Origin of the sequence: Paenibacillus sp. B1-35, assembly GCF_050474385.1 — a bacterium.
In the GTDB taxonomy this organism is placed as follows: Bacteria; Bacillota; Bacilli; order Paenibacillales; family Paenibacillaceae; genus Paenibacillus_B; species Paenibacillus_B alvei.
Window position 1 is genome coordinate 1,183,634 of sequence record NZ_JBCHVJ010000001.1, and the last position, 25,323, is coordinate 1,208,956.

General features: G+C 45.3%; 20 protein-coding genes and 1 pseudogene. 8 read left to right on the forward strand and 13 right to left on the reverse strand.

Features of this window, described 5'->3' with window-relative positions; all coding sequences use genetic code 11:
• Positions 1-142 precede the first annotated feature (142 nt).
• The gene (locus ACQ5BJ_RS04970; RefSeq protein ID WP_005547103.1) at positions 143-448 is read right to left on the reverse strand and encodes a hypothetical protein; all 306 of its coding nucleotides are present in this window, start codon (positions 446-448) and stop codon (positions 143-145) included.
• Positions 449-677: 229 nt separating this feature from the next.
• On the opposite strand from ACQ5BJ_RS04970, the gene ACQ5BJ_RS04975 reads away from it, so the two are divergent.
• Complete coding sequence (locus ACQ5BJ_RS04975) at positions 678-1,826, forward strand: glycosyltransferase family 2 protein (RefSeq protein WP_005547101.1); 1,149 nt, start codon at positions 678-680, stop codon at positions 1,824-1,826.
• A gap of 79 nt (positions 1,827-1,905) precedes the next feature.
• Here the strand turns inward: ACQ5BJ_RS04975 and ACQ5BJ_RS04980 are convergent, their stop codons facing one another.
• The 3 genes and pseudogenes from ACQ5BJ_RS04980 to ACQ5BJ_RS04990 all read right to left on the reverse strand — a co-directional run.
• A complete protein-coding gene (locus ACQ5BJ_RS04980) occupies positions 1,906-3,168 on the reverse strand; it encodes a glycosyltransferase family 2 protein (RefSeq protein ID WP_268621257.1) in 1,263 nt (420 codons plus the stop codon).
• 48 nt (positions 3,169-3,216) lie between these two features.
• Positions 3,217-4,356: a glycosyltransferase family 2 protein gene (locus tag ACQ5BJ_RS04985; protein WP_051135126.1), complete on the reverse strand. Its 1,140-nt coding sequence runs from the start codon at positions 4,354-4,356 to the stop codon at positions 3,217-3,219.
• 96 nt (positions 4,357-4,452) lie between these two features.
• Positions 4,453-5,520: pseudogene (locus tag ACQ5BJ_RS04990) on the reverse strand (glycosyltransferase); the annotation flags it as partial.
• 225 nt (positions 5,521-5,745) lie between these two features.
• Between ACQ5BJ_RS04990 and ACQ5BJ_RS04995 the strand changes: the two are divergent.
• Together ACQ5BJ_RS04995 and ACQ5BJ_RS05000 are read left to right on the forward strand one after the other, a co-directional pair.
• Positions 5,746-5,979, forward strand: coding sequence for a hypothetical protein (locus ACQ5BJ_RS04995; RefSeq protein ID WP_005547097.1), 234 nt, complete (start codon positions 5,746-5,748; stop codon positions 5,977-5,979).
• A gap of 212 nt (positions 5,980-6,191) precedes the next feature.
• Positions 6,192-6,503 carry a helix-turn-helix domain-containing protein gene (locus tag ACQ5BJ_RS05000; protein WP_005547096.1) on the forward strand — a complete coding sequence of 104 codons (312 nt, stop codon included), beginning with the start codon at positions 6,192-6,194 and terminating at the stop codon, positions 6,501-6,503.
• A gap of 15 nt (positions 6,504-6,518) precedes the next feature.
• Here ACQ5BJ_RS05000 and ACQ5BJ_RS05005 read toward each other — a convergent pair whose 3' ends face one another.
• On the reverse strand, positions 6,519-8,600 hold the full coding sequence (locus ACQ5BJ_RS05005) for an ATP-binding protein (protein WP_430108913.1): 2,082 nt from the start codon (positions 8,598-8,600) through the stop codon (positions 6,519-6,521).
• 165 nt (positions 8,601-8,765) lie between these two features.
• On the opposite strand from ACQ5BJ_RS05005, the gene ACQ5BJ_RS05010 reads away from it, so the two are divergent.
• The 4 genes from ACQ5BJ_RS05010 to ACQ5BJ_RS05025 all read left to right on the forward strand — a co-directional run bounded on the left by ACQ5BJ_RS05010 (position 8,766) and on the right by ACQ5BJ_RS05025 (position 12,769).
• Positions 8,766-9,467 (forward strand): response regulator transcription factor, encoded by a 702-nt coding sequence (locus ACQ5BJ_RS05010; protein ID WP_163978823.1) that lies wholly within the window; start codon positions 8,766-8,768, stop codon positions 9,465-9,467.
• 139 nt (positions 9,468-9,606) lie between these two features.
• Entirely contained in the window at positions 9,607-10,470 is an 864-nt protein-coding gene (locus tag ACQ5BJ_RS05015; RefSeq protein ID WP_163978824.1) for a class I SAM-dependent methyltransferase, read from the forward strand.
• A gap of 6 nt (positions 10,471-10,476) precedes the next feature.
• Positions 10,477-11,190 (forward strand): RluA family pseudouridine synthase, encoded by a 714-nt coding sequence (locus ACQ5BJ_RS05020; RefSeq protein WP_005547092.1) that lies wholly within the window; start codon positions 10,477-10,479, stop codon positions 11,188-11,190.
• A 223-nt stretch (positions 11,191-11,413) separates the two neighbouring features.
• Positions 11,414-12,769 carry a CapA family protein gene (locus tag ACQ5BJ_RS05025; RefSeq protein WP_430108917.1) on the forward strand — a complete coding sequence of 452 codons (1,356 nt, stop codon included), beginning with the start codon at positions 11,414-11,416 and terminating at the stop codon, positions 12,767-12,769.
• Here the strand turns inward: ACQ5BJ_RS05025 and ACQ5BJ_RS05030 are convergent, their stop codons facing one another.
• Positions 12,770-13,240 carry a MarR family winged helix-turn-helix transcriptional regulator gene (locus ACQ5BJ_RS05030; protein ID WP_268599671.1) on the reverse strand — a complete coding sequence of 157 codons (471 nt, stop codon included), beginning with the start codon at positions 13,238-13,240 and terminating at the stop codon, positions 12,770-12,772.
• Between the two features lie 227 nt (positions 13,241-13,467).
• On the opposite strand from ACQ5BJ_RS05030, the gene ACQ5BJ_RS05035 reads away from it, so the two are divergent.
• Complete coding sequence (locus tag ACQ5BJ_RS05035) at positions 13,468-13,635, forward strand: hypothetical protein (protein WP_005547088.1); 168 nt, start codon at positions 13,468-13,470, stop codon at positions 13,633-13,635.
• Here the strand turns inward: ACQ5BJ_RS05035 and gyrA are convergent.
• The 7 genes from gyrA to ACQ5BJ_RS05070 form a co-directional block, all read right to left on the reverse strand.
• Entirely contained in the window at positions 13,632-16,079 is a 2,448-nt protein-coding gene (gene gyrA / locus ACQ5BJ_RS05040; protein ID WP_268621250.1) for a DNA gyrase subunit A, read from the reverse strand. The genes ACQ5BJ_RS05035 and gyrA overlap by 4 nt on opposite strands.
• A gap of 15 nt (positions 16,080-16,094) precedes the next feature.
• The gene (parE, locus tag ACQ5BJ_RS05045; protein ID WP_262866622.1) at positions 16,095-18,086 is read right to left on the reverse strand and encodes a DNA topoisomerase IV subunit B; all 1,992 of its coding nucleotides are present in this window, start codon (positions 18,084-18,086) and stop codon (positions 16,095-16,097) included.
• Positions 18,087-18,392: 306 nt separating this feature from the next.
• Positions 18,393-19,382: an ABC transporter permease gene (locus tag ACQ5BJ_RS05050; RefSeq protein WP_005547083.1), complete on the reverse strand. Its 990-nt coding sequence runs from the start codon at positions 19,380-19,382 to the stop codon at positions 18,393-18,395.
• The gene (locus ACQ5BJ_RS05055) at positions 19,375-20,340 is read right to left on the reverse strand and encodes an ABC transporter ATP-binding protein (RefSeq protein WP_430109440.1); all 966 of its coding nucleotides are present in this window, start codon (positions 20,338-20,340) and stop codon (positions 19,375-19,377) included. Before ACQ5BJ_RS05055 ends, ACQ5BJ_RS05050 begins: the two co-directional genes overlap by 8 nt.
• A gap of 39 nt (positions 20,341-20,379) precedes the next feature.
• Positions 20,380-21,201, reverse strand: coding sequence for a GDSL-type esterase/lipase family protein (locus tag ACQ5BJ_RS05060; RefSeq protein WP_005547079.1), 822 nt, complete (start codon positions 21,199-21,201; stop codon positions 20,380-20,382).
• Positions 21,202-21,392: 191 nt separating this feature from the next.
• Positions 21,393-23,273 carry an ABC transporter ATP-binding protein gene (locus ACQ5BJ_RS05065; RefSeq protein WP_430108922.1) on the reverse strand — a complete coding sequence of 627 codons (1,881 nt, stop codon included), beginning with the start codon at positions 23,271-23,273 and terminating at the stop codon, positions 21,393-21,395.
• Positions 23,270-25,066: an ABC transporter ATP-binding protein gene (locus ACQ5BJ_RS05070; RefSeq protein WP_005547074.1), complete on the reverse strand. Its 1,797-nt coding sequence runs from the start codon at positions 25,064-25,066 to the stop codon at positions 23,270-23,272. Before ACQ5BJ_RS05070 ends, ACQ5BJ_RS05065 begins: the two co-directional genes overlap by 4 nt.
• Between the last annotated feature and the right edge of the window lie 257 nt (positions 25,067-25,323).

Below are 25,323 nucleotides of genomic sequence, written 5' to 3' on the forward strand. Positions count from 1 at the left end.
GTTTCGGGCTTGATTTGCCCCGGAACATGACAGGTATGCAGCACTTCATGAACGTGCATTCTCCTGCGGATCTTTATATCCACAGGAGAAATGCAAGTGGAATGAGGTGCTTGCAGTTTTGATACCTAGACCTGCACGTTATTTACAATCCAGGAAAACTTGTAAGTATGCTGTCTAACTTAAATTGGAGCAGCATTTCTTTCTTAATAACATCTTGTAATGTTCTTCTTACACTGTCGTCAATCGCAAGTAAGTCCTCCACTGTTGCTCTTGGGGTGATCCCAGGGGCAAGTGTACCGACAACGAGTTGAATTTTTTCTGCCTCAGCATTCACAATGTGCGCAAGCGCCAGTTCCTCCAGCGCGATTGATGCCAAAAGCAATGTAACGGTTTGACCAAGGGTAATCGAAATAGTGGGTGTAATATTAGGAATATTAGCCTGTGACAAAACAGTTCACCTCTCTCTTTTCCTTTTGCAAGCACCTCATTGCAACTTACGTTAATCATCCTATGTCTGAGGGTTTATCTCATATGCGTAATAATGTTCATTGCTTGGGCATTCTCTCCAGAACAATTTGGACGAAAAAACATGTGCAGTCAAGCAGGTTCCCCTGAATATCAACTCCCGACATCGCATACAGTTATTTATCTCATATGAAGAAAGAAGGGTGAAAATCATGCAATCTCCTACATTATCCATCTGCCTAATTGCTCGGAATGAGGAGGACGTCATCGCACGCTGCTTGCAAAGTATTCGGTCTATTGCAGACGAGATTATTGTTGTCGATACCGGTTCAACGGATCGGACGATTGACATATGCCGAGAATATGGGGCACGTGTACTAACGCATGAGTGGCAAGATCATTTCGCCATGGCAAGGAATTTTGGATTAGAGCAGGCGACTGGGGATTGGATCATGTGGCTGGACGCCGACGAAGAATTGGCTAAGGAAGATCGTGATGAAGTAAAAGCGTTGCTGCCTACATTGGACAAGGACATTTATTCGATTCATTTAATAAATTTTATTGGTGATTCGATTAATGAGAATGATACATATCACATTTCTCATACACGTCTCTTTCGAAATAACAAAGGGTTTAAGTTCCAGTTCAGCATACATGAAATATTAAATATTAAAGATGTGCTGCCAAACCAGGATGAATCTCAAATTGAGACGTTACCAATCAAATTGTATCATTACGGTTATTTAAATGATGTAACCCATGCCAAAAATAAAAATGAGCGCAATATAGCCTTGCTGCATAAAGCGAGGGCGGCCAATGAGCCTAACTCGTGGCTAGAGTACCACTTGGCAAGTGAATACTCCCGAATGAAGCAATATGATCAAGCATTCCATTATATCAATTTGGCAATTATTCGTTTTCTGTCTGAAGGACTTGCACCTCCTTCTCTCGTCTATAAGCTGAAATATTCGATCCTGATCGAAACAGGGAGCATCGAAGGGGCTTGGCCTGCAATTGATAAAGCTTTAATCTTATATCCAGACTATGTGGATCTTCATTTATACAAAGGAGTTATCCTCTATCAGTTAGGCAAGTTTGAACAAGCGCTAGAATCGTTCCATAACTGCATCCAATTAGGAGATGAGCAATTGAACCACCTTACACTCCGCGGCAGCGGGAGCTTCCACGCTTATTATTATAAGGGACAATGCTATGAGCAATTAAATAACCTTCACGAAGCAGTTAATGCTTACCGGGCAGCTCTGCAGTTCAATCCTGCATATGAGCCTGCCAATCATGCTCTCCATACGTTGCTTGCAGCCCATCCAGAATGGAGCGAGCATCATTCCGCGATAACATAGATATGAATAAAAGCCTGAACCGGCTTTCCGTATTATAACGGAAAGTAAAGGTTCAGGCTTTCTTACAGCAAGATTTCATTTATACGAGAGTTGCCACACGGATTTCACTTTTGACATAACGGCCTGCACTGCTCTCCCCCGGATCTTGATGCTGTAATTCAGACGGAGTGGGGATGGACAACTGAACATTGCGTCGAACCAACCTCAACCGTTCCCCTCCTTCTGCTCGTCTGTCTTCCCGCTCCCTTTCTTCCCTCATCCAGACTGCACTCACTTCTGGCTCCAAAGACCGCTTCAGCGCTCGAAGCTGTCTTCGTTCAGCGGATGGCAAATACTCCGTAGCATCAAGAAGGAAAATGAAATCTTTAGTGGCATATTCAGATACCTGGCGCAGTATGCAATCGCCTACGTCATCTGCAACTTCCGTTGTATGGAGCCATCGAATCGGAACGTTAGTGTTTACGCCAATGTCTTCACTTCGATCTCCTGTACAATTGCATACAATAATCTCATCTGCTACCTCAACAACTGATGTCAAACAAGCGTCCAAAGGCTCTGCCCGATTAGTTAATCGAATACAAATCGTAATGGTTGACTCCGCCTTGTAAATCAAGTCGAATATGTCGGCTCCCCACTTCCGGCGTGCTTGCTCCCGATTCGTGTACAACAATTGCAGCAGGCTTGCCTGTTCAAGCTGATTCGTCGTCACATGGCCAACATGATGAATGAAAGCGTCATTCGCAATGAGCATACGGTACCCTGCATTTGCCGTTCGTAAACAGAGATCATCATCCTCATAATTGCCAAGGCCATAACGTTCATCAAATCCTCCAACTTCCTCAACGACACTGCGCTTCATCAGCATACAAAAGCCAACAAGCCGACGAACCTCCGTGACCGTTCCTGCATGTCTTGCTTCATGCTCCTTGGCAAAAGCGTTCAAATCCCATAAATCTGTATAGGTCACTGGAATTTGCTGATGGCCGCTCGAATAATTCGTTAAAGGCCCAACCATTCCGATATCTTCACTGGAATGCAAAACTTTCAGCATATTTGTTAGCCAATTGGGTGTGACAATAGTGTCATTATTCAAGTATAGAATATGATCCCCAGAAGCACGAGCAGCACCTTGATTGCAGCCTTTGGCAAACCCTGCATTTTCCTGATTTTCAATCAAGGTGACGTCTGATTGCAGTCTTAAATAGGGGAGCGTTAAATCAGTTGAACCATTGTCAACGATAATAATCTCGTAAGGCTCCGGCGTATGCTTGCGAATGCTCTCCAGACATCGTATCGTATGGGAAAATTGATTCAATGTTAAAATGACGATACTGACTTTCAACACAATCCCCTCATTTCGCGATCACATACTTTGAACTCGAACTCTCCTTTATTGTTGAATCCGCAGCTTCTCATACCGTTCTTCTCCAAGCTTGTCACGGAAATATTGTTGATTATGGAGCATGCTAGGATGTGAAGGGAGGAAGGATAACGCCACCTCATTATGGTAACAAGCCTTCTCTATCTCCCCAAGCCGATCATTGCATACGCACAATTGCAAATGAGGTACCCACGTCCAGGAAGACGGCTCTACCATCGACATTTGACCTTCATCTGCCGGAAGCTTCGTTGCCTGCTCAAACCAATAGATAGCCTGGTGATAGTGCCCGGAATCCACCCACATAGCTCCGATTGCACAGCATATTTCAGCACGTGGCTTATCGTAGGTGAAGCTGTGGAACAACGCCATAAACTGATTATGTCGTTGACCTAGTTTGCCATAACATTCTGCCATTTTCCGGCATGCTTGAATATTGTCTTCTATCCAGCCTTGCCCTGTATTCAAAAACTTTGCATATCCATTCGCAGCCTCTTCGAAACGGGAATGATCTCGCAATTCATTTGCAAAATAATATAAATCACGTGGCGAAAACTCCTCACCGGCGGCGAGTCTCTTCTCGTAGATTCGGAGATTGCGATCGGTATATTGCTTATCTTTCTTATGGGTTACACATATATCACTATGAATAATATGTCCGCCTACTTCCAAATATTCATGCACGGGCCCATGCCACTTAAACTCGCGGGCTCGCTTAACTAAGCGATTTCTTCGCAGACTGGATGTAGCATTTCCTTTTTCATCTACCATTAATACATAATGCATCGTGACGCTATCAACATCTGGCGAAAGTGTTTTCTTTAGTTCCTTTAAGAGAACTTGATCCTTGATTTCCAGCACATCATCCGCATCTAGCCACAAAATATACTCCTTCGTTGCTTGACTAAAGGCATAATTCCGCGCTGCAGCAAAATCGTCTATCCATTCAAAATCGAACACACGTGCATGAAACTGGGCTGCAATTTCCTTCGTTCGATCTGTCGAGCCTGTATCGACAATAATGATTTCATCCACAATCTTATGGACAGTTCTAAGACAGCGTTCCAAAGCAGTCTCTTCATTGCGCACAATCATACATAAACTTATTGTATTCGGTGCAGACTGATGGATTGACAATTGCGCTTCCTTCATGTTCTCCTGATGAATATCTTCTTGCTGTACCTGATTCGGTGGGTCAAGCAGCAAGCCTAGTGCATCCTTTGCAGAAGTATGACCGCTGTCTTCCCGAAGACAGTTTTCATAAGCCTGAATTGCTTCTTCCCGCTGATTCAACCGCTCTAAGCACTGTCCAATGTAGTACCATGCGTGAAAGCTCCCTACTCCCCGCAAGATAAGATGTTGGAGATTTTCTTCCCCTAACTCAATACAGTGCCGAAACACAGGCAATGCGTAATCGTATTTTTGTTTCAAGTACAAAATAATTCCTTTGAAAAAGTGAAGATCGACGTAATCCGGATACAGGGCAATAGCCTTTTCAATCGATGGCCATGCTCCATCATAGCTACCTAGAATGAGCATTAACTCATATTTTAATTTGTACAAAAGCGATGGCGGCAGCTTGCTCATTTCAATAAATCGCAGTAAGGAAGTATTTACTGATTCATAGGCTTCTGCATACCTTTGCAACCGGTACTGCTCACTAGCAATGTGATAATCGATCCACGGGCTGTATTCCGGCTTTTCTTTTTCAATCTGCAGCAGTCGTAAATTTCGTTCAGACTTGCTGCGTGCTTGGGTAACAATTTGTAAGTATCCATAGTGGTGAATTTTCACAGGCAGGATCTTACATTCAATATGCTCTCCAAGCACCTCTTGAACATTTAACTGTTCATGTATGTTTCCGTTAAATTGAAATCCCATATGATTTCGCAGCAAGCGATGCTGACCAACGATATAAGTCTGTGCGTTGCTTGGCGTATCTTCACCAATATAGTTAATTAATCGGATAACTCCGATATGAGCCATTTCTTCCTGCAAAATATCGCGTACAAACACCGCTTGATCCGGATCCAGTGCCTCATCTGCGTCCATCCACAATATCCAATCGCCCGTCGCCTGCTTCAAACCGAAGTTGCGAGCGTCGGCAAAGCTGTCATTCCAAGGAAACTCATAGATTTTCGCACCATACGATTGGCATATCGATACGGTTTTATCCGTTGAACCTGTATCAACAATAATGATCTCATCCACCACATGTTTCACACTGTCCAGACAGTTGCCGATAAACGATTCCTCATCTTTTACAATCATGCACAGTGACAATCGCTTTTCCAACTTTCCATCCCCCTTACGCATCGCTACATACGATATATGCCGTTAAGTGCCCAATCGTGCATATTAGGGAATGGTTACTTCGACTTCAATCACAATCAAGTGGCTTTTTTCTACGATATTTATAGATTTCTTCCATATATTTTGCAAATGTAACAACATTGTCTTCACTTTTTAATGTTCATTTAATGTTCCTTTCGTATTATAAGATTAACGGAAATAGATCAATAGAAGGAGGTCCGTTGCCAGATGAAAACAGTTTATATTGAATTCCAACAACGAAAAATACCCGTGTTTTGCACAAATATGTCTCACAAAAATACATTCTCTTTACTCATGGATGCTCTCAATCGCAAAATGAATACAGGTAAGCGAGCGATTAAAACATGCCTTGAAACACTGATCAGTATTGAAATTATCGGATCAGAAGCAATTCTGCATTCAAGACGAGAAATGGACACCCTTGCTTTGTCCTTATATTAAACCGAATTAGCATCGTAGTTTCTTGACAGAATCGTTTTGATAGATATTGCAAAAGGCGTGATTCCTTTTTGGAATTACGCCTTTTGCAGTAATAGATGATATTCTAAAACAATCTTGACATGATACATTTTGTATCATACATTACATGTAAAACTACAAACCTATAAATTTGCGACCCCACTCTAGCATATTTTTCTCAAAGGAGACCTGCTATGACATTTGGAGAGCGCTTACGCAATTTACGAACCGTCCGAAATATGTCGCAAGAGCAAGTTGCCCGTCATATTGGATTGACTCGTTCGGCATATAGCCATTATGAAATTAACAATCGGCAACCCGTATATTCCACCTTACTGAAGTTGGCCGTCTTATTCGACGTATCTGTAGACTATCTTATCAATGATCATTCCTATATCGAATCACATGAGACAAATCAGCTTCTACAGCTATGGCACGGGCTAGATGCCGATTCAAGACAACAAACACTCCAGCTAATGCGGCAATCTATTTCTTCCAAGCGATAAAACGATGTGTCTGAGCTATTTCACTTGAGCGGGCAAAATGATATAAAATGTCGTTCCATGTCCTTGCACGCTCTCAACTCCAATTCTTCCTAAATGCAACTCAACAATTTCTTTAGCAATTGCCAGTCCAATCCCACTGCCGCCTGTCATCGAATTGCGCGACTTATCATTTTTATAAAATCGATCAAATAAATAAGGCAAGTCTTCTTCACCCACACCAATACCGGTATCGGTGATTTTAATTTGAACCGCTTGATCCTGCTTTACATAGTCAACCTCAATCGTTATGGAACCACCAATTGGCGTAAATTTGACTGCGTTATAGATAATATTGTCGAACACTTGCATCATGCGATCAATGTCAACTTCCAGCATAATGCTGACCGGGGGAGCATTGCGATACGTCAGGTTATAACATGCGAATAGCAGGCCTCTGCTTCGCAGCTCCAGCTCGTAATGCTCTTCCAAATGAGAAATAAAATGCTCCAGCAGTACCGACTCTATCGCTACAGGCACTCTCCTGGCCTCTAACTTAGACAGCTCAAACAAATCATCAATAAGATGATTCAAGCCATTAATTTTATTGAGCATAAGGCGAATATACTTTTTTTGCTGTTCTCTATCCTGAATTACCTCATCCTGCAGCGCCTCTAAATAGCCGCGGATTAAGGTCATCGGTGTTCGTAAATCATGTGAAATATTCGTAAATAAATGTCTACGCGAGGTTTCCATTCGTTCTAATTCAAAATTTTTCAACTCTAAATTCGCATTCATTTGCGTCAATGCAGCTGTACGTTCTTGTATCCTCTCCTCTAAATTCGCATTCAGTTCTCGCAGCTCGATAGTTACCGATTCAACGTCATACATCGCTTTTGAATACCTTAACGAGATCATAAGCGATTGCATAAATATGCAAAATACAAGCCCAATTGGAGCCAAGTCTCGAATAGGAGCAAGCGAATGATAATATAAAATATCATTAACGACCAATATATTAAGAACGGTGAATCCGATCAATGCAATATGCGCACCCAGCCGTTGATTATGAACCGCTTTTATATTCATTATGAATACGTAACAAGCCGCACCTATCACATAGAATTGATAGATAGAGAGTTTGGAGGTAAAAGAAAGTACTGGAAGGAGTATAATGGTGCCTATGAGTATTACTCCTGCTATATTCATTACAACATAGGTTTTATAACAAGCGTCCTCATAAAACAAATATCTCATATAACCGCATCCGGCCATCGTCGCCACGATCATTAGTACATATTCCAAACGAATAACGAAATACCATGATAAGCTTGGGAACCAAGTAAGTAGAATGGCATCTCCAGACGTTAATATCCGTCCCGCCATTGCAATGCATAGAACTGCAAATAGAAACGTGTACCAATCCTTGCGCCTTTCTATGAACAATCCAATATGATAAAGCCCCACCATTAACAAACAACCGAACAGCATACTGTCACGAACCAGTTCTAACCTGCTTTTACTAATGATTTTCTCCGATGAACCCAGATATATTGGCTGCCATATTCCGCCACGATGATGAGAGAAATTCGTAACTTCAATGGCAATAACAGCAGTGCTTCCAGGGATATTAATCATAACCATTCGTTGTTTTACGGAAGGAACAGCATATTCCACATACTCCGATACTTGTCCTTCGTGAATAATCGGCTTACCATTCACCCACATGCGATATGAACTATATATACTTGGAAGCCACACACCCAGTAGGGCATCCTTCGCCTCTTTCTTAATTGTAAGATAATATGTTCCGGCTCCCGTACCTATATTAGGGATTCCCGGATTCGTTAACTGATTCCAAGAGGATGGCACCCTTACATCTGTCATCATAGCATTTGGTTCTGTTGAACGCTCCGTAGGAAGCAAGCTCCCCCACATCATCTTCCATGTTCCATTAAGAGGCACAATCCCATCTTTTTCAAAGTTCCAATTACGAAGGTCAATTACGCCATTTTCTGCAATCGGAGCACGCTTTGAATCAATAATAGAGCCGGCAACATGTAAAATAATGATTGTAACTATAATCATGGCCATCATAATATGAAATGATATTCGACGCATATTTTTTTGACGCCCTCCTCAACTCTTCCATTTTATAACACGTATACTTTTTTGACGATAGAAGAATGTAAGGATTTGATCTATTCATGTCGTAATTAGGAATAGATTGCCATATCCTGACGATATTCGCTATAATAATAGGAGTGGCGGAGGTGATAACCTGCAGTGAGTGAAAGCAAAATATTAATCGTTGATGATGAGATAGAGATTACCGAACTCATATCGTTATATTTGCGTAGGGAAGGCTACCGCGTGTACGTCGCAGACAACGGATACAGTGCCCTGCAGATGATGAAGGAAATCGAACCGGACTTGATTATTTTAGACATCTTATTGAAGTCACTGGATGGTATTGAGGTATGTAAGGAAGTTCGCAAGACGTCAAATGTGCCCATTCTCTTCATTAGTTGCAAAAGTGACGATGTGGATATTATTTTAGGCCTGACCGTTGGTGGGGATGATTATATTACGAAGCCATTCAGCCCAAGTCAGCTTGTCGCAAGGGTCAAGGCTCATTTGCGCCGTAACTCCCTCTCTGCTCAAGCGCTACAGCGCTCAACACAGCACAAACTCTCCTTTGAAGAATTAGAGATGGATTTGCAAAGCCACACCGTAACTGTACAAGGTAAAGCTGTCGCATTATCTGCCAAAGAGTTCGACCTACTCGCTTATTTGGCTCAATCGCCGAATAAAGTATTTAAGTTAGAGCAGCTATATCAACATATTTGGAATACTGAGAGCTTCGGCGATACACGAACGCTTATGGTACATATTAGTAATTTGCGCAAAAAGATTGAGCCTGATCCTACACGTCCACGCTACATCGTGACTGTACGAGGCGTAGGCTATAAATTTCAAACTGAATAACCTATTTTGAACCCTACCCGCATGAATTTCTCTCATGCGGGTATTGCTTTCGTAAACTTTCTGGAAGCTTGAGCTAGTTTATAGTACAATAACGCTTAGTGTTAAGGAAGTTTGAACTGAAGAAAGGAAGTCACACTACATGTACATGGCTACTGATTGGAAAGACTATGAATTAATCGATACAGGCGGTGGGGAGAAACTCGAACGCTGGGGAGATGTAGTTCTCCGTCGCCCAGACCCACAGATTATCTGGCCCCTAGACCGCGAAACAGATGAATGGCGCAATGTTCATGGCCATTATCACCGCAGTTCTTCCGGCGGCGGACAATGGGATATGAAAAAGCCCATTCCAGATCGTTGGACCATTGAATATCAGAACCTCAAGTTCTACATTAAGCCCACAAACTTCAAGCATACAGGCTTGTTTCCAGAGCAAGCTGTGAATTGGAACTGGATGATGAACAAGATTAGGAATGCGAATCGTCCTGTCAAAGTACTTAACCTCTTCGCTTACACAGGCGGTGCGACATTGGCGTGCGCATCTGCTGGTGCAGAGGTATGCCATGTGGACGCTGCCAAAGGAATGGTACAATGGGCCAAGGAGAACGCTCAATTGTCTGGTCTTCAATCTCACCCGATTCGCTACATTACGGACGACGTGTTCAAGTTCGTGCAAAGAGAGCAGCGCAGAGGCAACAAATATGATGCCATTATTATGGATCCCCCTTCCTATGGAAGAGGACCAGGCGGAGAGACTTGGAAGCTGGAACAAAGCTTGTATCCGTTCCTTGAGTTCTGTACGACAATCATGTCAGATAATCCGCTGTTCTTGCAAATCAATTCCTATACAACTGGACTGTCGCCAACTGTTCTCAGCAATATGCTGAACATGACAATGAAGAAGCGTTATGGCGGCAAGCTGTCCTGTGGTGAAGTAGGCATTCCAATTACGAAGTCAGGAATGGTGCTTCCTTGCGGCATATTAGGAAGATGGGAGGCATAACTATCTATGTTAGGCCAACCTGCTGCTCCGCATATCGGCATCTTATACGAGGATAATCATATAATCGTTGTCGAGAAGCCTGTTAATATCCTCTCGCAAGCGGATGATACTCAGGATGCAGATATGGTCTCCTTATTGAAGCAAGATATAAAGGAACGCTATTCAAAGCCAGGCAATGTATATGTAGGACTTGTCCACCGACTGGATCGCCCTGTCGGTGGAGCTATGGTGTTCGCCAAGACTAGCAAGGCTGCATCTCGATTATCTGATGTTGTACGGACGCATAAGCTTGGCAAGGTATATATGGCAATCGTTCATGGTCGTCCCCCACAGAACAGCGATGCATTAACGCATCATTTGCTGAAGGATGTGCGTACGAACACAGTTCGCGCCGTTGCTCCGAATACCCCTGGAGCCAAAGAAGCGCGACTGTCTTATGAAGTAGCTGGTATGAGCGGAGATTTGACGCTTGTACGAATACAACTTCATACCGGACGGCCACATCAAATACGGGTTCAGATGAAGACAATCGGTTGTCCGTTGTACGGAGATCAAAAGTACGGCGCCGAATGCAATAAGCCTGGACAGCAGATCGCACTATGGTCTGTCCGGCTGTCGTTTCCTCATCCGACTGCGAAGGAAGTCATGGACTTCTATTCGAGACCGCCCGAGGAATATCCGTGGAACTTATGGGATCCGTCTATCTATGCATCCTGTTAATGTACAGGATCCCTGCCTATCCACCATGAATTATTGTGATCATCTTACTGGCTAGTAATCAGTCATATCACGCAGCATCCTGTTTGTACGATCGCATTGCGGAGGAACTTACTTGCATCTCTTCAATGCGATTGTACATAGGTGTGCGCCAATAAGCTCAGGTAACGATTAAGCATATGTGCATATCGAACTGTTTTGAGCTTGAAAGGAGGGGAATATGGAGATGAGCAACAGACGTTATGTATCAATATGGATGCTGATAATCGTAGTTATTCTTTTACTCTCATCCACCGCTTGTGCAATTGATTCGCCATTGCGTTCAGCGGCTCAGGAACATTTCAATACAGAGCCTGCAACCAACGACAACCAACGGACCAAATCTCCGAAATCGAATAATTCGATGCCTAATAGCAGCACTCATTCAACATCTGCTACCGATCATTCCATCTCTACAGCCGACATCCCGGCAAGCACCACCGTTCCAAGCAATGAAAAAATAAAGCCCTATACCCTATCCAGCAAACTTCTTGCTGTAGGAGATATTATGATGCACTCTCCTCAATTCCCTGCTTATCTGAATAAGAAGACAGGCACCTACAATTTTAACAACTATTTCACAAAGGTTAAGCCTATTCTCGAGGATGCAGATTGGTGTTGGGCAAATCTAGAGACTCCATTGCTTGGCGGAGAGAAGTTATACACTGGGTATCCGATGTTCAATGCCCCCCCAGAACTAGCAGATGCACTGAAGTACGCCGGCTTCAATATCGTTACGACTGCAAACAATCATTCCATGGATCGATACGAAGCTGGAGCATTGCGCACAAGAGAAGTGCTGAAGAAAAAAGGATTGGTGACGAAGGGCATCTCAGCTTCATTATGGGAGTCCAATCAACCAACCTTATTTGAGAAAAACGGAATACAATTAGGGATTCTTGCTTATACGTACGGTACAAACGGAATTCCACTTCCGAAGCAAAAACCGTATCTCGTATCTCTCATTGATGAGAAGCGTATGATTCAGGATATTCAAAAAACGAAAAAGGCTGGTGCAGATGTTGTAGCGATTGCATTGCACTTCGGTACAGAATATGAGCATACACCGAATCAAGATCAGATCCGACTAGCGCACACTCTTATCCAGTCTGGAGCAGATATTATATTAGGCTCTCATCCACATGTCATCCAGCCATATGAGCGTATTACTGTAAGAGAGCCCGACGGCTCCAAGCGTGATGGGCTAATTATCTATTCTATGGGGAACTTTATATCCAATCAGACAGGCAATGGCACGAATATAGGAGTAATCTTCGGTGTGGAAATTAACAAACACATGCCTGAAGGTACAATCGAGCTAAAAAAAATAACAACAATTCCAACATGGGTGCATATTGACGGTGCTCGCGACAAGCGCAAATATCGCGTACTCCCATTGGAGCAAACAATTAAAGCCCGTTCTGACAAACGGTTAAGCACAAAGCAGTATCAGGCTATGAAAAAGATGCTCAACAGCACATACAGCCATCTGGCATCAAGAGCGGCTGTTCCCGTTATTCTCCCTGCCCCAGTCTCACCTTAGCTATTGCCCAGCACGTACAGGCTCTGACGCTGCAGCCGTCTCTTTCTCAACAACAGACGGTTGCGGCGATTGAGTCAGCTTGCCAAGCAAGAGAATAAGTAGCTGCTGATTGTGTGTAGAGATACGATGCAATATGCCATTCCAATAATTCTCGCGAATCGTTACTCCGCGGCGCATTTCCTGCATGCCGAATTCTGTAGCTTGGATCCACACGATTCGACGATCATCCTGATCCCGCTCGCGAATAATTAGTGCATTCTTCTCCATGCGATCCATCAATGTTGTAATTGCGGCCGGGGTCGTAGCTAGATGAGGCAATAAATCAGAGGGCTTGACCTTTCCATATTCCGCAATTCGCTCCAACACGGTTAACTGACTCTCTGTCAGACTTGGCGAAAGGGCTTCGTCCATCATCAACTTATAATCCTTGGATAATTTCGACCATAGCTTGGCAAATTCGGCTGCATGCATGCAAGCGACTCCCCCTTTATTCCCATGTCGATCTACAAACAACTAAATTATACCACATTTTTCTAGTCGGGATCATCCCTCTTCTGAATGTAGTTTCATCCCAAACTCATATCGCTTCTTGTTACGATTTGGAACCGTGCAATCATTTCCCACATATAATAACATATAGGCATTTGCCATACATTCTCTAACATTTACATTGCTTCATACTGCGAGGAGGGAACACAATGGATCAGGCCAAAGCCGACATTTTTCAAAAAGCAGTGAAAATCGGGATCATAAAAGACCCACAGTGGGCAGAGCGGCTCGATGAGCCCGTCCCATTGTGGGTCCTATTAGAAATTGTCATTACCCTGCACGATGTGCTGAATCCACCGCACAAGCCCTTCGATTAAGAAGATGGCGGTATAATGACTGTAGTATTTACAATTGTATCTTCCTTATCTAAGGTAACCAAGCTTCGTCCTTGTGCCCTTTTGTCCATCAGCGGTGCATGCTCGGTAATAAGCTGGTGCAAGTGTCCCTGTTCGGTAATGATCGTTATCGGATACGCCTCTTTGCTGAAGTAAGCGCCGATTAGCTTCTTCCCATTCGGTTTCACTCGCTTCCCTTCCTTGAACTCGAATGTTGCCATTCCTTTGCCGCCCCTGCCTTGTGTTGGATAATCAAGCAGCAAGGAGCGCTTGCCCCATCCGATATCCGTAAGAACGGTTATTTCTCCTTCTTCGCCCGTAACCTGTAGAGCAGCTGTGATGGCATCGTCATCCTTTAACTGCATTCCACGAACACCACCAGCCGCTCGTCCCATCGGGTTTACTTCTGCTCCTGCAAATCGGATTGCCATTCCCTGTTCTGTCACGAGAAGGAGGTCTGCTGAACCATCACTAAGCATGACGGCCAATAACTCATCTTGATCTGCTACCTTGCACGCGGCGACTGCCCCTGTACGATTTGTTTCGTATTCCTTAAGCATCGTACGCTTCACTTGACCGCGACGCGTCACGAACAAGAGCGAGCTCTGCTCGTCCGCGAATGACTTGACAGGAATGGCAGCTACGATGGAATCTTCCTTCGCAATCGGAATAACATTAACAATGGCTGTACCATTGTCTTTCCATTTGAACTCTGGAATCATATGGACAGGCAAGGAGAAATATTGCCCCCGCTGCGTAAAGATAAGCAGGCGATCCAAAGTGTTCACTTCATTGATTTGACGGATGTAGTCACCTTCTTTGACACCAGATGCTTCCCATTCCCCGCCAGAACGCGTGAAGGATAGCTGACTCGTTCGCTTGATGTATCCTTCATTGGACAGGCTGACGAGAACATCCTCAGCATTGACGATTACTTCAAGGTTAACCTTGATTTCTTCGACTTCTCCCTGCACGACTGAACGCCGATCGATTCCATATCGATCGCGAATGTCCGTCAATTCCTTCTTAATTACCTTCATCAGTTTCTTGCTGCTCTCCAGAATCGAGCGAAGATCGGCAACCTTCTTACGAATGTCATCCAATTCCTTCATCAATGAAGTCAATTCCAGATTCGTTAAGCGATAAAGCTGCAATGTCAAGATCGCATCGGCTTGCCGTTCAGAGAAACCAAATTGTTCAATCAAGTTGTGCTGCGCATCCTGACGATTTTTCGAAGCTTTGATTGTTGCGATCACCGCATCCAAGATATCAAGTGCCTTGACCAAGCCCTCCAACACATGTGCCCGGTCTTCTGCCTTCGCCAAGTCGTATTGGGTACGATTCGTGACAACTTCCTTCTGGTGTTCAATGTAGGCTTGAAGCATTGGCAAAATGCCCATTTGCATCGGAGCCTTGTTCACGATCGCTACCATGTTGAAGTTATAGGTCACTTGCAAGTCCGTCTTCTTAAACAAATAGTTCAAAATCCCGCTCGCATCCGCATCCTTTTTCAGTTCAACGACAATACGCATCCCTTCGCGTCCACTTTCATCGCGAACCTCTGCAATGCCGTCTACCTTCTTCTCCAGCCGGATGTTCTCCATTGCAGTAACAAGGCGCGACTTCACAACCTGATACGGGATTTCAGTGACGACGATCTGCTGACGACCTCCGCGCACTTCCTCAATATCCGTCTTCGCGCGAATGTAAATGCGCCCCTTACCCGAACGATATGCATCACGAATGCCTTCCGCCCCCATGATGATTCCACCTGTAGGGAAGTCTGGCCCCTGTACAATGTTAATAATCTCATCCAAATCAATCTCGGGTTTGTCGATCATGGCGATGCATGCCTCAATCACTTCCCGCAAATTGTGTGTCGGAATTTCCGTTGCAAAACCGGACGAAATCCCACTAACGCCATTTACGAGCAAGTTTGGGAAGCGTGACGGCAATACGACAGGCTCTTCTTCCGTATTATCAAAGTTCGGACGGAACGGAACGGTATCCTTCTCAATATCCCGAAGTAGCTCCATCGCAATGGAAGACAATCTTGCTTCCGTATAACGCATTGCGGCTGCCGGGTCATCATCAATTGACCCCCAGTTGCCGTGACCGTCAATCAAGACATGCCCCATCTTCCATGGCTGCGCCATACGCACCATACCGTCATATATCGAAGAATCCCCGTGCGGGTGATAATTACCCATGACGTCCCCGACCGTTTTGGCCGACTTGCGATATGGCTTGTCCGGTGTATTGCCAGATTCATACATCGCATACAAGATGCGTCGCTGAACCGGCTTGAGACCGTCCCTAACGTCGGGTATCGCGCGATCTTGAATGATATATTTGGAATAGCGCCCGAATCGGTCGCCAACCACGTCTTCCAAGAACGCGGGTTTGAATTGTTCCGATACGCTCATGTGTCTCTCACCTTTCTATTCCTCGAACTCCGCAAAGTCAACGTTCTCTACGATCCAGCGCTTGCGCGGCTCCACCTTGTCGCCCATCAATGTCGTCACGCGGCGCTCTGCCTTGGCGGCGTCATCGATCTGCACCTGCAGCAATGTTCTCGTTTCCGGATCCATCGTCGTTTCCCACAATTGATCGGGATTCATCTCGCCAAGACCTTTATAACGTTGAATCTCAGCGCTTTGTCCGAACTGCTTCACGTAGCTGGCAAGCTGCTCGTCTGTCCAAGCATAGCGAACCGTCAAGTGCTTGCCCTTCTTATGCGATATCTTATATAGCGGAGGCTGTGCAATATATACCTTGCCCTTATCAATAAGCTGCCGCATATATCGATAGAAGAAAGTGAGCAGCAGCACTTGAATATGCGCACCGTCTGTGTCAGCATCTGTCATAATAATGATCTTTGCGTAATTGCTCTCATCAGCATCGAAATCGGAGCCTACCCCTGCTCCGATCGCATGGATGATCGTTCGATATTCATCATTTTTCAGAATATCAGCGAGCTTCGCCTTTTCCGGGTTCATTGGCTTCCCCTTCAGCGGCAAGATCGCCTGCGTCTTGGAATCGCGTCCCTGCTTCGCAGAGCCACCCGCCGAGTCCCCTTCGACAATAAAGAGCTCGTTGCGCGTATAATCCTTCGACTGCGCCGGTGTCAGCTTGCCGTTCAGGTTCGAGCTTTCACTGCGCTTCTTGCCTGACCGAACATCTTCTCTTGCCTTGCGTGCCGCCTCACGCGCCTTGGATGCCTGAATTGCCTTCTTGACAAGCATCTGCGCAATTTGCGGGTTCTCCTCTAAAAAAATGCTCATATGCTCGGATACGATGGTATCCACAGCGCCCCTTGCCATCGCACTCCCGAGCTGATCCTTCGTTTGGCCGACAAATTCCACATCTGACATTTTCACGTTAATGACTGACATCATACCTTCACGGAGATCGTTCCCGTCCAGGTTTTTATCTTTTTCCTTCAATAAGCTGTTCTTGCGCGCATATTCATTCATCACACGCGTGTAGGCTGTCTTGAAGCCTGTCTCGTGCGTACCGCCGCCACGAGTTGGGATCGAGTTGACGAACGATACGATTGTTTCCGTATACCCATCGTTATATTGAAGCGCAATCTCGACTTCAATATCATCCTTCTCAGCCGTGAAATGAATGACTTCATGCAGCACACTTTTGTCTTCATTCAAAAATCGTACAAATTCGCTTGCTCCGCCTTCATATAGGAAAGTTTCTTCCTTTCCTGTCCGCTCATCCTTCAATGTGACCCGTAAGCCAGAGTTCAAAAATGCAATCTCCTGCAATCGCTCAGCAAGATTGTCATAATTCAAATGAATATTGCCATGGAATACCTTCGCATCTGGCTTAAACGTTACCTTTGTACCCGTGCGATTCGTATTACCGACAATCTCCAGCCCCGTTACCGGTTCGCCGACATGCTCTTTGCCTTTCTTATCCGTCCATGTTTCAAAGCGCATGCGATGTATTTTGCCATCGCGGCAAATTTCAACCTCAAGCCATTCCGATAACGCATTCGTGACTGAAGCGCCAACGCCGTGCAGACCCCCAGATTTTTTATAGCCTGCGCCACCGAACTTACCGCCCGCATGCAAGATCGTATAAACGACCTGCGGAGTCGGTACCCCTGTCTTATGCATACCCGTCGGAATTCCTCGTCCATTGTCTCGAACGGTGACCGACTGATCCTTGTGAATTGTCACATCAATCTGAGAGCAAAATTTGGCGAGATGCTCGTCGACAGCGTTGTCTACGATTTCCCATACCAGATGATGCAGCCCCGAGGAGCTTGTACTGCCAATATACATCCCTGGCCGTTTGCGTACCGCGACAAGCCCTTCGAGCACTTGAATGTCGTCAGCCCCATACTCAGAATTGCGGTTGCCAGATGCCCCCCCATTCTCAGGCGACTGTCCGAACATATCGACTTGCTCGACCATTCATGCTCCTCCTTCAAATTACATGTAGTGCATAATCAATAATCATGCGTGTTTCCTAAACAATACGTGTTCAAAAAGACCAGTTTTCAGCATCAGTAAGGTTGCAAGCGAATGCAAAATTAGCTGCTGAACATTTTCACGAGTTACTTCCCGTTATGCTTTATGATCAAAAGCGGCTTTTTGAAACTATCTTTTTAGCGTTCCAACCTTCGTTGGCAAAAGAAAATCTGCCGCTGCCGGACGAAGGAGCAGAAATCCCCATTACTTATATCGTCCGGATGCAAACAGATGTTTCGCATTCTTATTTTAATTCAAGATGTCCTGTTTCGTAAAGACACGGAATGCAATGAATAGGGAAATCATGCCCCATATACTTAATACCGCAAGAGAGAACGGCAAGCTCATGCCTTCTACAGGAGCCGGTGTACCCGCCATATAGTCCGTCAATTTTAAGTTAATCATGAACAGGTATTTGGCAGTCGGCCAAGATGAGGCCATATTATACAAGATGGTACCTGCAATCAGTGTTGCCATCAGCGTTACAATGCTTGCTGCTGTGCTCCGGACGAGCACAGATATCATAAACCCGAGCGCTGCGACAACAATGCTGGAGAACCAGATCAGACCGCATTGCATAAGCAAGTACAGCCATGAGGGAAGCGTATGTACGGCATTGAAGTCCACATTAGTGCCCGACAGCGAGAATCCGGTAAATATCGGGAAAGTCCATCCTCCATAACCGAACACAGCTCCGGAAATAAGATACGCGAGCAGCGCTGTCATGACAACAATGATGCCGGTAAACATCATGAGAACAACCCATTTGCTCATGAGCACCTTCCACCTGCGTACCGGCCTGGTCAGCAGCATCTTAATCGTCCCGGTCGAACGTTCCGAAGATACGATATCTGAGGCGATCGCCATGACAAGCAGCGGGATGAACAGCGTCACCGCATTATCCATAAAGGTACGGGTAAATGTCACTCCGTTCGGCTCACTTGGATTCACGTCATGATCCAAATAATATTGCAGCTGCTGCAGCATGATGAGCCGATACTTCTTCCACTCTTCCGGTATACGATCGCTGCCCAGCGAATTTTGAATATCTGTAATTCGCTGTTGAAGCTCTAGGCGCCAGTCCTCCTTGAATTTCGCCCGGCTGCTTTCCGCCATCTTCATTTGTGCATAAGTGAAGACGGGGATTAACACGATCAATATGAGCATGATGACATAAAATCGCTTTTTCTTCAATACTTTTAATGTTTCGTTTTGGATAAGCGGCAGCAAGCTACTCAATGCGTTCACCCTCCGTTATTTCTAAAAATAACTGCTCCAGGGTAGGCATAATGCGCTGAATTCCCTCTATTTCGATGCCGGCCTGCAGCATCTTTCGATTCAATTCTGGTATATAGTCAGAAGGAGTTTCGGTAACGATCGAATAGTCCGGAAGTCCTATCAGGGCCGACTCATCAATTGGCGCATTCTCTCGTGTGTATACCGTAACTCCATTGTTCTCGGTTAACAATTCCACAGCCCGCTCCACGGGTTGTGCCTGCCAAACCACGAACTGATTGCGTCCCGTAAGCAGTTGCTCTACATCGTCAACAGCAAGCACTTCTCCATTGCTGATAATAGCTACACGATCGCACATCAGTTGAATTTCACTGAGCAAGTGACTCGATACGAACACAGCCATGCCGCTATCGGCCAGCATACGAATGAATGCACGCAGTTCTTTAATGCCAAGCGGATCTAATCCATTCGTAGGCTCATCCAAAATGAGCAGCTTCGGCTCGGCCAGCAGCGCTTGTGCGATTCCAAGACGCTGCCGCATCCCTAGCGAGTATGTTTTCACCTTGTCATGAATCCGATTGGACAAACCGACAATTTCAACAACTTCTTGGATACGTTCCGATCCAACTCCATTCACCATCCGGGCGAAATGTTCTAAATTTTCCCACCCTGTCAGAAAGTTATACATTTCCGGATTCTCCACGATGCAGCCAACATGCCGCAGCGCCTGCTCCGGATTGCGATTGACGTCAAGTCCGCATACGGTAATTCGGCCTGAAGTTGGCGTAATTAAGTCAACCAGCATACGAATGGTCGTCGTTTTGCCAGAGCCATTCGGCCCAAGGAAACCGAAGATCTCTCCTGCACGAACCTCGAAGGTTACATCTTTTATGATCAGCTTTGCGCCTATTTTCTTTTTTACATGCTCAACTGATAATACTACTTCCTTCGCATGCTCCATCACTGAGCCACCTCCCGGCCGATATCATATGTCCATCTATTATTTGATGCTTTGCACAATCCGCTTAGCAATAGCATCGTATCCTTCTCCATTCGGATGAAAATGATCAGACGATAAATACTTGCTGCTGTTCTGCTGGAACAGATCGTAGGTCGGTACCATCATCATATTCTTGTCCTTATTGATCAGCGTATAAGCTGAATCGTTCCACTTCTGCACGACGGCATTGCCGATTTCACGCATCGCCTGTAAATCTGCAAACGGATTATACAATCCTACATAGATGATTAGCGCATCCGGGTTCCACTTACGCAGCTGAGCCAGCACCTGTTTCAAATGAACAATTCCCGCATCCGCCTTGGCGATGAGCGTATCCAACTGCATTTCCTTGGCGCTCATCTGTTCTGCTTGAGCTCCTTGGAATAAGTCATTGCCGCCGATCGTCAACAGAATGACATTCGCTTGTTTCAATACATAACCCGCACTATCTTTCTCCAAACGCTCCATAAGCTGATCTGCACGAAGCCCATTCACTGCCAGATTGTTCAAAAGCGAAACCGGTTTCTCCTTGCTCTTCTCAAGCGTACTCACCACGCGACGAACATAGCCCTGTCCCGTACCATCGCCAGTGCCTCTTGTCAAAGAATCGCCAAGAGCAGCGATCCGTATCTCCTGCTCTGTGTGAGTGGCGGTATCTGTTGTCGGTGAAGTCTTCACCCCAGGCGCATCCGCAAACGGAACAGAAGCAGGATATATAATATCCGCAATTCCGAGTCCGAAGCCAACGAGCAATAGCAGCGTGCATCCCACGCCGCATGAAGCAATCCATAACCATTGCCGCGATGCCGATTTACGACTCATCCTAGTCCTCCTGTCTCAATCCCTGAACTCCGTTCTCCCTTTACATTACCTGTTCATGTTCCTATTTGCAAACTGCAGGGGGTACAGCAAAGCTAACACTCAAAATCAAAAAGGGACAACCGATCGATATCGGCCGCCCCTCTAATTCTGAAAGCAACTCCCTGCACCACAAACCACCGTACAAGAAATGCCTACATATATTTATACTGCGCTGCTACTAGATTGTAATAGGTACCCCGCATATCCATCAGTTGTTCATGCGTACCCTGTTCCTGAATAACGCCATGATCAAGCACGACGATATTGTCGCAATTGCGAATGGTCGACAATCTGTGTGCGATAATGAAGGATGTTCTGCCCTGCAGCAATGTTTTCAGCGCTTCTTGTATTTTTAGCTCCGTCTCCGTATCGATACTTGCCGTTGCTTCATCGAGAATGAGAATTCTCGGATCTGCAAGCAGCGCACGCGCGAACGAGATTAGCTGACGCTGACCCATAGAGAGGACGTTCCCTCTTTCCTCAACCTCAGTATCATAACCGTCCTTCATATTCACGATGAAATCATGCGCATATACCGCTCTCGCCGCAGCTTCTACTTCTGCATCCGTTGCATCGAGACGGCCAAAACGAATATTGTCTCTTATTGTGCCAGAGAAGATGAACGTATCCTGCAGCACGATGCCAATTTGGGAACGAAGACTTTCAATCGTCACCTGCCTAATATCATGTCCGTCGATCAAGACATGGCCTTCTGTCGTATCGTAGAAGCGGCACAATAGATTAATAATGGTACTCTTTCCTGATCCGGTATGTCCGACAAGCGCGATAGACTCGCCTGCCTTAGCAGATAGCGAGATTCCTTTCAATGCAGGACGTCCCTTTTCATATTCGAACAAAATCTTCTCAAACTCCACATCGCCATGAATCGGCGGGAGTGCCTTTGATGATACTGCATCCTGAATGGAAGGCTGTTCATCCATAAATTCAAAGATACGTTCTGACGAGGCCATGGCAATCAACATTTGTGAATACATTTGCCCTAAGCGGTTAATAGGCTCCCAGAAGTTCCCTATGTATTGCGCAAAAGCAAATAGTACCCCGACGGTTATCGCATGACTCTGTATTAAGTAAGACCCATACATGAAAAGAATAAATGCACCCACTGCGCTGGTTATCTCGATCACAGGCCCAAACGATTGGTTCATGGCAGAAGCGCGATCCCAGGATTTCTTGTTCACCATATTCATATGATCAAAGAATTCCATATTCTGTTGTTCTTGTGTATACGCTTGCGTTACGCGAACACCTTGAATGGCTTCATTCAAGTGTGAGTTAATTCGAGATTGCTTCATACGAACATCCTGCCAAGCAAATCGAATCTTCTTACGAAGCTTTGTAGACACTAAGAACATAATAGGCACGGTTATCATAACAGCCAATGCAAGCTGTGCATTTAAAAACAATAGAATAATAATGATACCTATCAGTTGCATGCAATCAATTAATGTATTGACTGCTCCGTTCGTGAACAATTCCTGTAAGGAATTGACATCATTCGTTACGCGCACGAGCACAGAGCCAGCTGGACGCTTGTCATAAAACTGGAACGACAGCTTCTGGATATGCTTGAACAAATCTGCACGCAAATCATAAATAATACGTTGGCCGATCACATTCATAAATTTGATCCGGAACGCATTGGCCCCCCATTGAACAATGTAGAGTCCAAGTACCGTTCCCGCGATGATATACAACATTCGAAGCGACGGATTCCCATCTGTCGGCTGTATTGCATGGTCAATAGCATAACTAATTAGAAATGGGATCGCGAGCTTCGTTATCGTACCCAGTACCATCATGACGAGCAGTACTGGGAGCAACTGGCGCTTATATGGCTTCATATAGACGAGCAGGCGGCGCATTTGGGCCCAGTTGAAGGGCTTTTCAATTGCATCATCATCTTGATAAACGAATCTGGAGCGCTTGCGCTCGACATTTTCAGAAGCAGCGCTGTCGTGTTCATTTGCTCGCCCCGGTGCCGAGGATGCTGCTGTAAATCGAGCCTCACTCATACTCTCACCTGCTCTCTGCTCATCGTTGAATCTTTCGTTGAATTTCCTGTCAAATCTGAATCAAGCTTATCTGCATATTGAATCCGATACACATCTTGATACGTGCCAGGCACTACGATCAACTGTTCATGGGTACCTCGTTGTGCAATATGTCCTTGTTCCAGTACTAGAATCTCATCGGCATGCCGCAGCGACGAGATGCGGTGAGCGATAATGAACACGGTACGACCACGCATAACCTCTTGGAAGCCCGCTTGAATCGCATGCTCTGTATCCATGTCAACCGCGCTTGTCGCATCATCCAAAATTAGAATCTTTGGATCTTTCAGCAAGGCACGAGCAATTGCAATGCGCTGTTTCTGGCCGCCAGATAACCCCATACCGCGTTCGCCTACGATTGTGTCGTAGCCGAGTGGAAGCTCCATGATGAAGTCATGAGCTTGAGCAAGCTTCGCAGCACGGATCACTTCCTCTTCCGTAACATCATCCCGTCCGTAGGCAATATTGTTATAGATTGAAGACGAAAATAAGAACGTCTCTTGGAATACGGTAGCCATTTGGCTCCGCAGGCTCTTCACATCAAGATCTCGAATATCGTGTCCATCCAATGTGATGCTTCCTGATTTCACGTCATATGCGCGCATGAGCAGCTGGATAATGGTCGTTTTCCCTGCCCCTGTTCCGCCTAGAAGGCCTATCACTTTACCTGGCGTCGCATCAAGCGAGATGTGGCTAAGAGCGTTTACATCTCCTTCGTAACGGAAGGATACATCTTTGAATTGAACATGCCCTTTTACTTCATCATCCTTGAGCACCATCGCACGCTCATTGTTCGCAACGTCAACGGGTGTATCAAGAAGTTCAAGCACACGCTCTCCAGAAGCCTTAGATTGGGTGTAGTTATTGATATGGAAGCCGATCCCCCACATCGGACCGATAATGTACCAAATCATACTGAAGAATGCAACCAATTCGCCAAGAGACAGCTCCTTGTTGATAACCTTCGTACCGCCAACTGCCAGCAGCATAGCGACACAGCAGCAAGCAAGAAGCTCCATGATCGGGAAATAACGCCCCCATAATGTAGCAGCATGAATTTGATTTTCTTTATATGCTTCGGAACGAACAGAGAATTTGTCTACTTCATGGCTTTCACGCGCGAAAGATTTGACCGTACGTACACCTGTAATGTTCTCCTGAACCGCCGTTGTCAGCCGGCTAAAGGCAACGCGCATTTCACGGAAAGCCGGATGAATCTTCGACTCGAAGCGAAGTGCTACCAGAATAAGCAACGGGATTGGGATAAGCGTAGTTAGCGTTAACTTCCAGTCAATAGAGAACATCATTGCTGCGCCAAAGATCACCATCAGCACCATGTTCAAAATTTGGGCGAACCCGAAGCCAATAAAGTTGCGAATTCCTTCGAGATCTGCTGTCAAACGAGACATCAAGTCCCCTGTTCTTGCCTTGTCATAATACCGGAATGAGAGAAATTGCAGCTTGCGATAGCATGCATTCCTCATCTCGTAGGCAACGTAGTTGCCTAGTCTTCCGCCAAAAAAGCCGTGTAAAAATGTGAGGGTGCCTTTAATGCTGACAACGACGACCACCGTCAATGCCAGCCAAGGCACCCAATCGAATCGTTCTTTTGCTATGACGTCGTCAATCAATATGCGCAGCAGATTGGGATACACCAGTCCGAGCGCGGTTGCCGCCATCAAGCAAATGATAGATGCGATTAAGTAGCCTTTTTTCGGCCAGTAATACGTGCTTAGCCGCTTGAAGACGTTCATGGATTCTCCTCCCCTTTTCTACGTTCTCGTGAGATGTAATGCAGTTTATCATCATGAAAACACAACAGCAAAACGCCAATTTCATCATAATGCGGATTGTGCTCGATTTTTCCGAGGTTAGTGGGAACATATCCAAACATTTCTCTTAAATCGTCTGATTTACTGACTTGTGGTTCATTATTCAATAAAGAACGCTTACCAAACATATGTCCGGTAAGCGTTTGTAAGGGATTGATACGGTTTTGATATCAATTTTG

Excerpts from the sequence above, each read along its gene's own strand:
- ACQ5BJ_RS04975 (WP_005547101.1), top strand. The coding sequence starts at position 678 with ATGCAATCTCCTACATTATCCATCTGCCTAATTGCTCGGAATGAGGAG.
- ACQ5BJ_RS04985 (WP_051135126.1), bottom strand. The coding sequence starts at position 4,356 with ATGAAGGAAGCGCAATTGTCAATCCATCAGTCTGCACCGAATACAATA.
- ACQ5BJ_RS04995 (WP_005547097.1), top strand. The coding sequence starts at position 5,746 with ATGAAAACAGTTTATATTGAATTCCAACAACGAAAAATACCCGTGTTT.
- ACQ5BJ_RS05000 (WP_005547096.1), top strand. The coding sequence starts at position 6,192 with ATGACATTTGGAGAGCGCTTACGCAATTTACGAACCGTCCGAAATATG.
- ACQ5BJ_RS05005 (WP_430108913.1), bottom strand. The coding sequence starts at position 8,600 with ATGCGTCGAATATCATTTCATATTATGATGGCCATGATTATAGTTACA.
- ACQ5BJ_RS05015 (WP_163978824.1), top strand. The coding sequence starts at position 9,607 with ATGTACATGGCTACTGATTGGAAAGACTATGAATTAATCGATACAGGC.
- ACQ5BJ_RS05020 (WP_005547092.1), top strand. The coding sequence starts at position 10,477 with ATGTTAGGCCAACCTGCTGCTCCGCATATCGGCATCTTATACGAGGAT.
- ACQ5BJ_RS05025 (WP_430108917.1), top strand. The coding sequence starts at position 11,414 with ATGAGCAACAGACGTTATGTATCAATATGGATGCTGATAATCGTAGTT.
- ACQ5BJ_RS05030 (WP_268599671.1), bottom strand. The coding sequence starts at position 13,240 with ATGCATGCAGCCGAATTTGCCAAGCTATGGTCGAAATTATCCAAGGAT.
- ACQ5BJ_RS05035 (WP_005547088.1), top strand. The coding sequence starts at position 13,468 with ATGGATCAGGCCAAAGCCGACATTTTTCAAAAAGCAGTGAAAATCGGG.
- gyrA (WP_268621250.1), bottom strand. The coding sequence starts at position 16,079 with ATGAGCGTATCGGAACAATTCAAACCCGCGTTCTTGGAAGACGTGGTT.
- parE (WP_262866622.1), bottom strand. The coding sequence starts at position 18,086 with ATGGTCGAGCAAGTCGATATGTTCGGACAGTCGCCTGAGAATGGGGGG.
- ACQ5BJ_RS05055 (WP_430109440.1), bottom strand. The coding sequence starts at position 20,340 with ATGGAGCATGCGAAGGAAGTAGTATTATCAGTTGAGCATGTAAAAAAG.
- ACQ5BJ_RS05060 (WP_005547079.1), bottom strand. The coding sequence starts at position 21,201 with ATGAGTCGTAAATCGGCATCGCGGCAATGGTTATGGATTGCTTCATGC.
- ACQ5BJ_RS05065 (WP_430108922.1), bottom strand. The coding sequence starts at position 23,273 with ATGAGTGAGGCTCGATTTACAGCAGCATCCTCGGCACCGGGGCGAGCA.
- ACQ5BJ_RS05070 (WP_005547074.1), bottom strand. The coding sequence starts at position 25,066 with ATGAACGTCTTCAAGCGGCTAAGCACGTATTACTGGCCGAAAAAAGGC.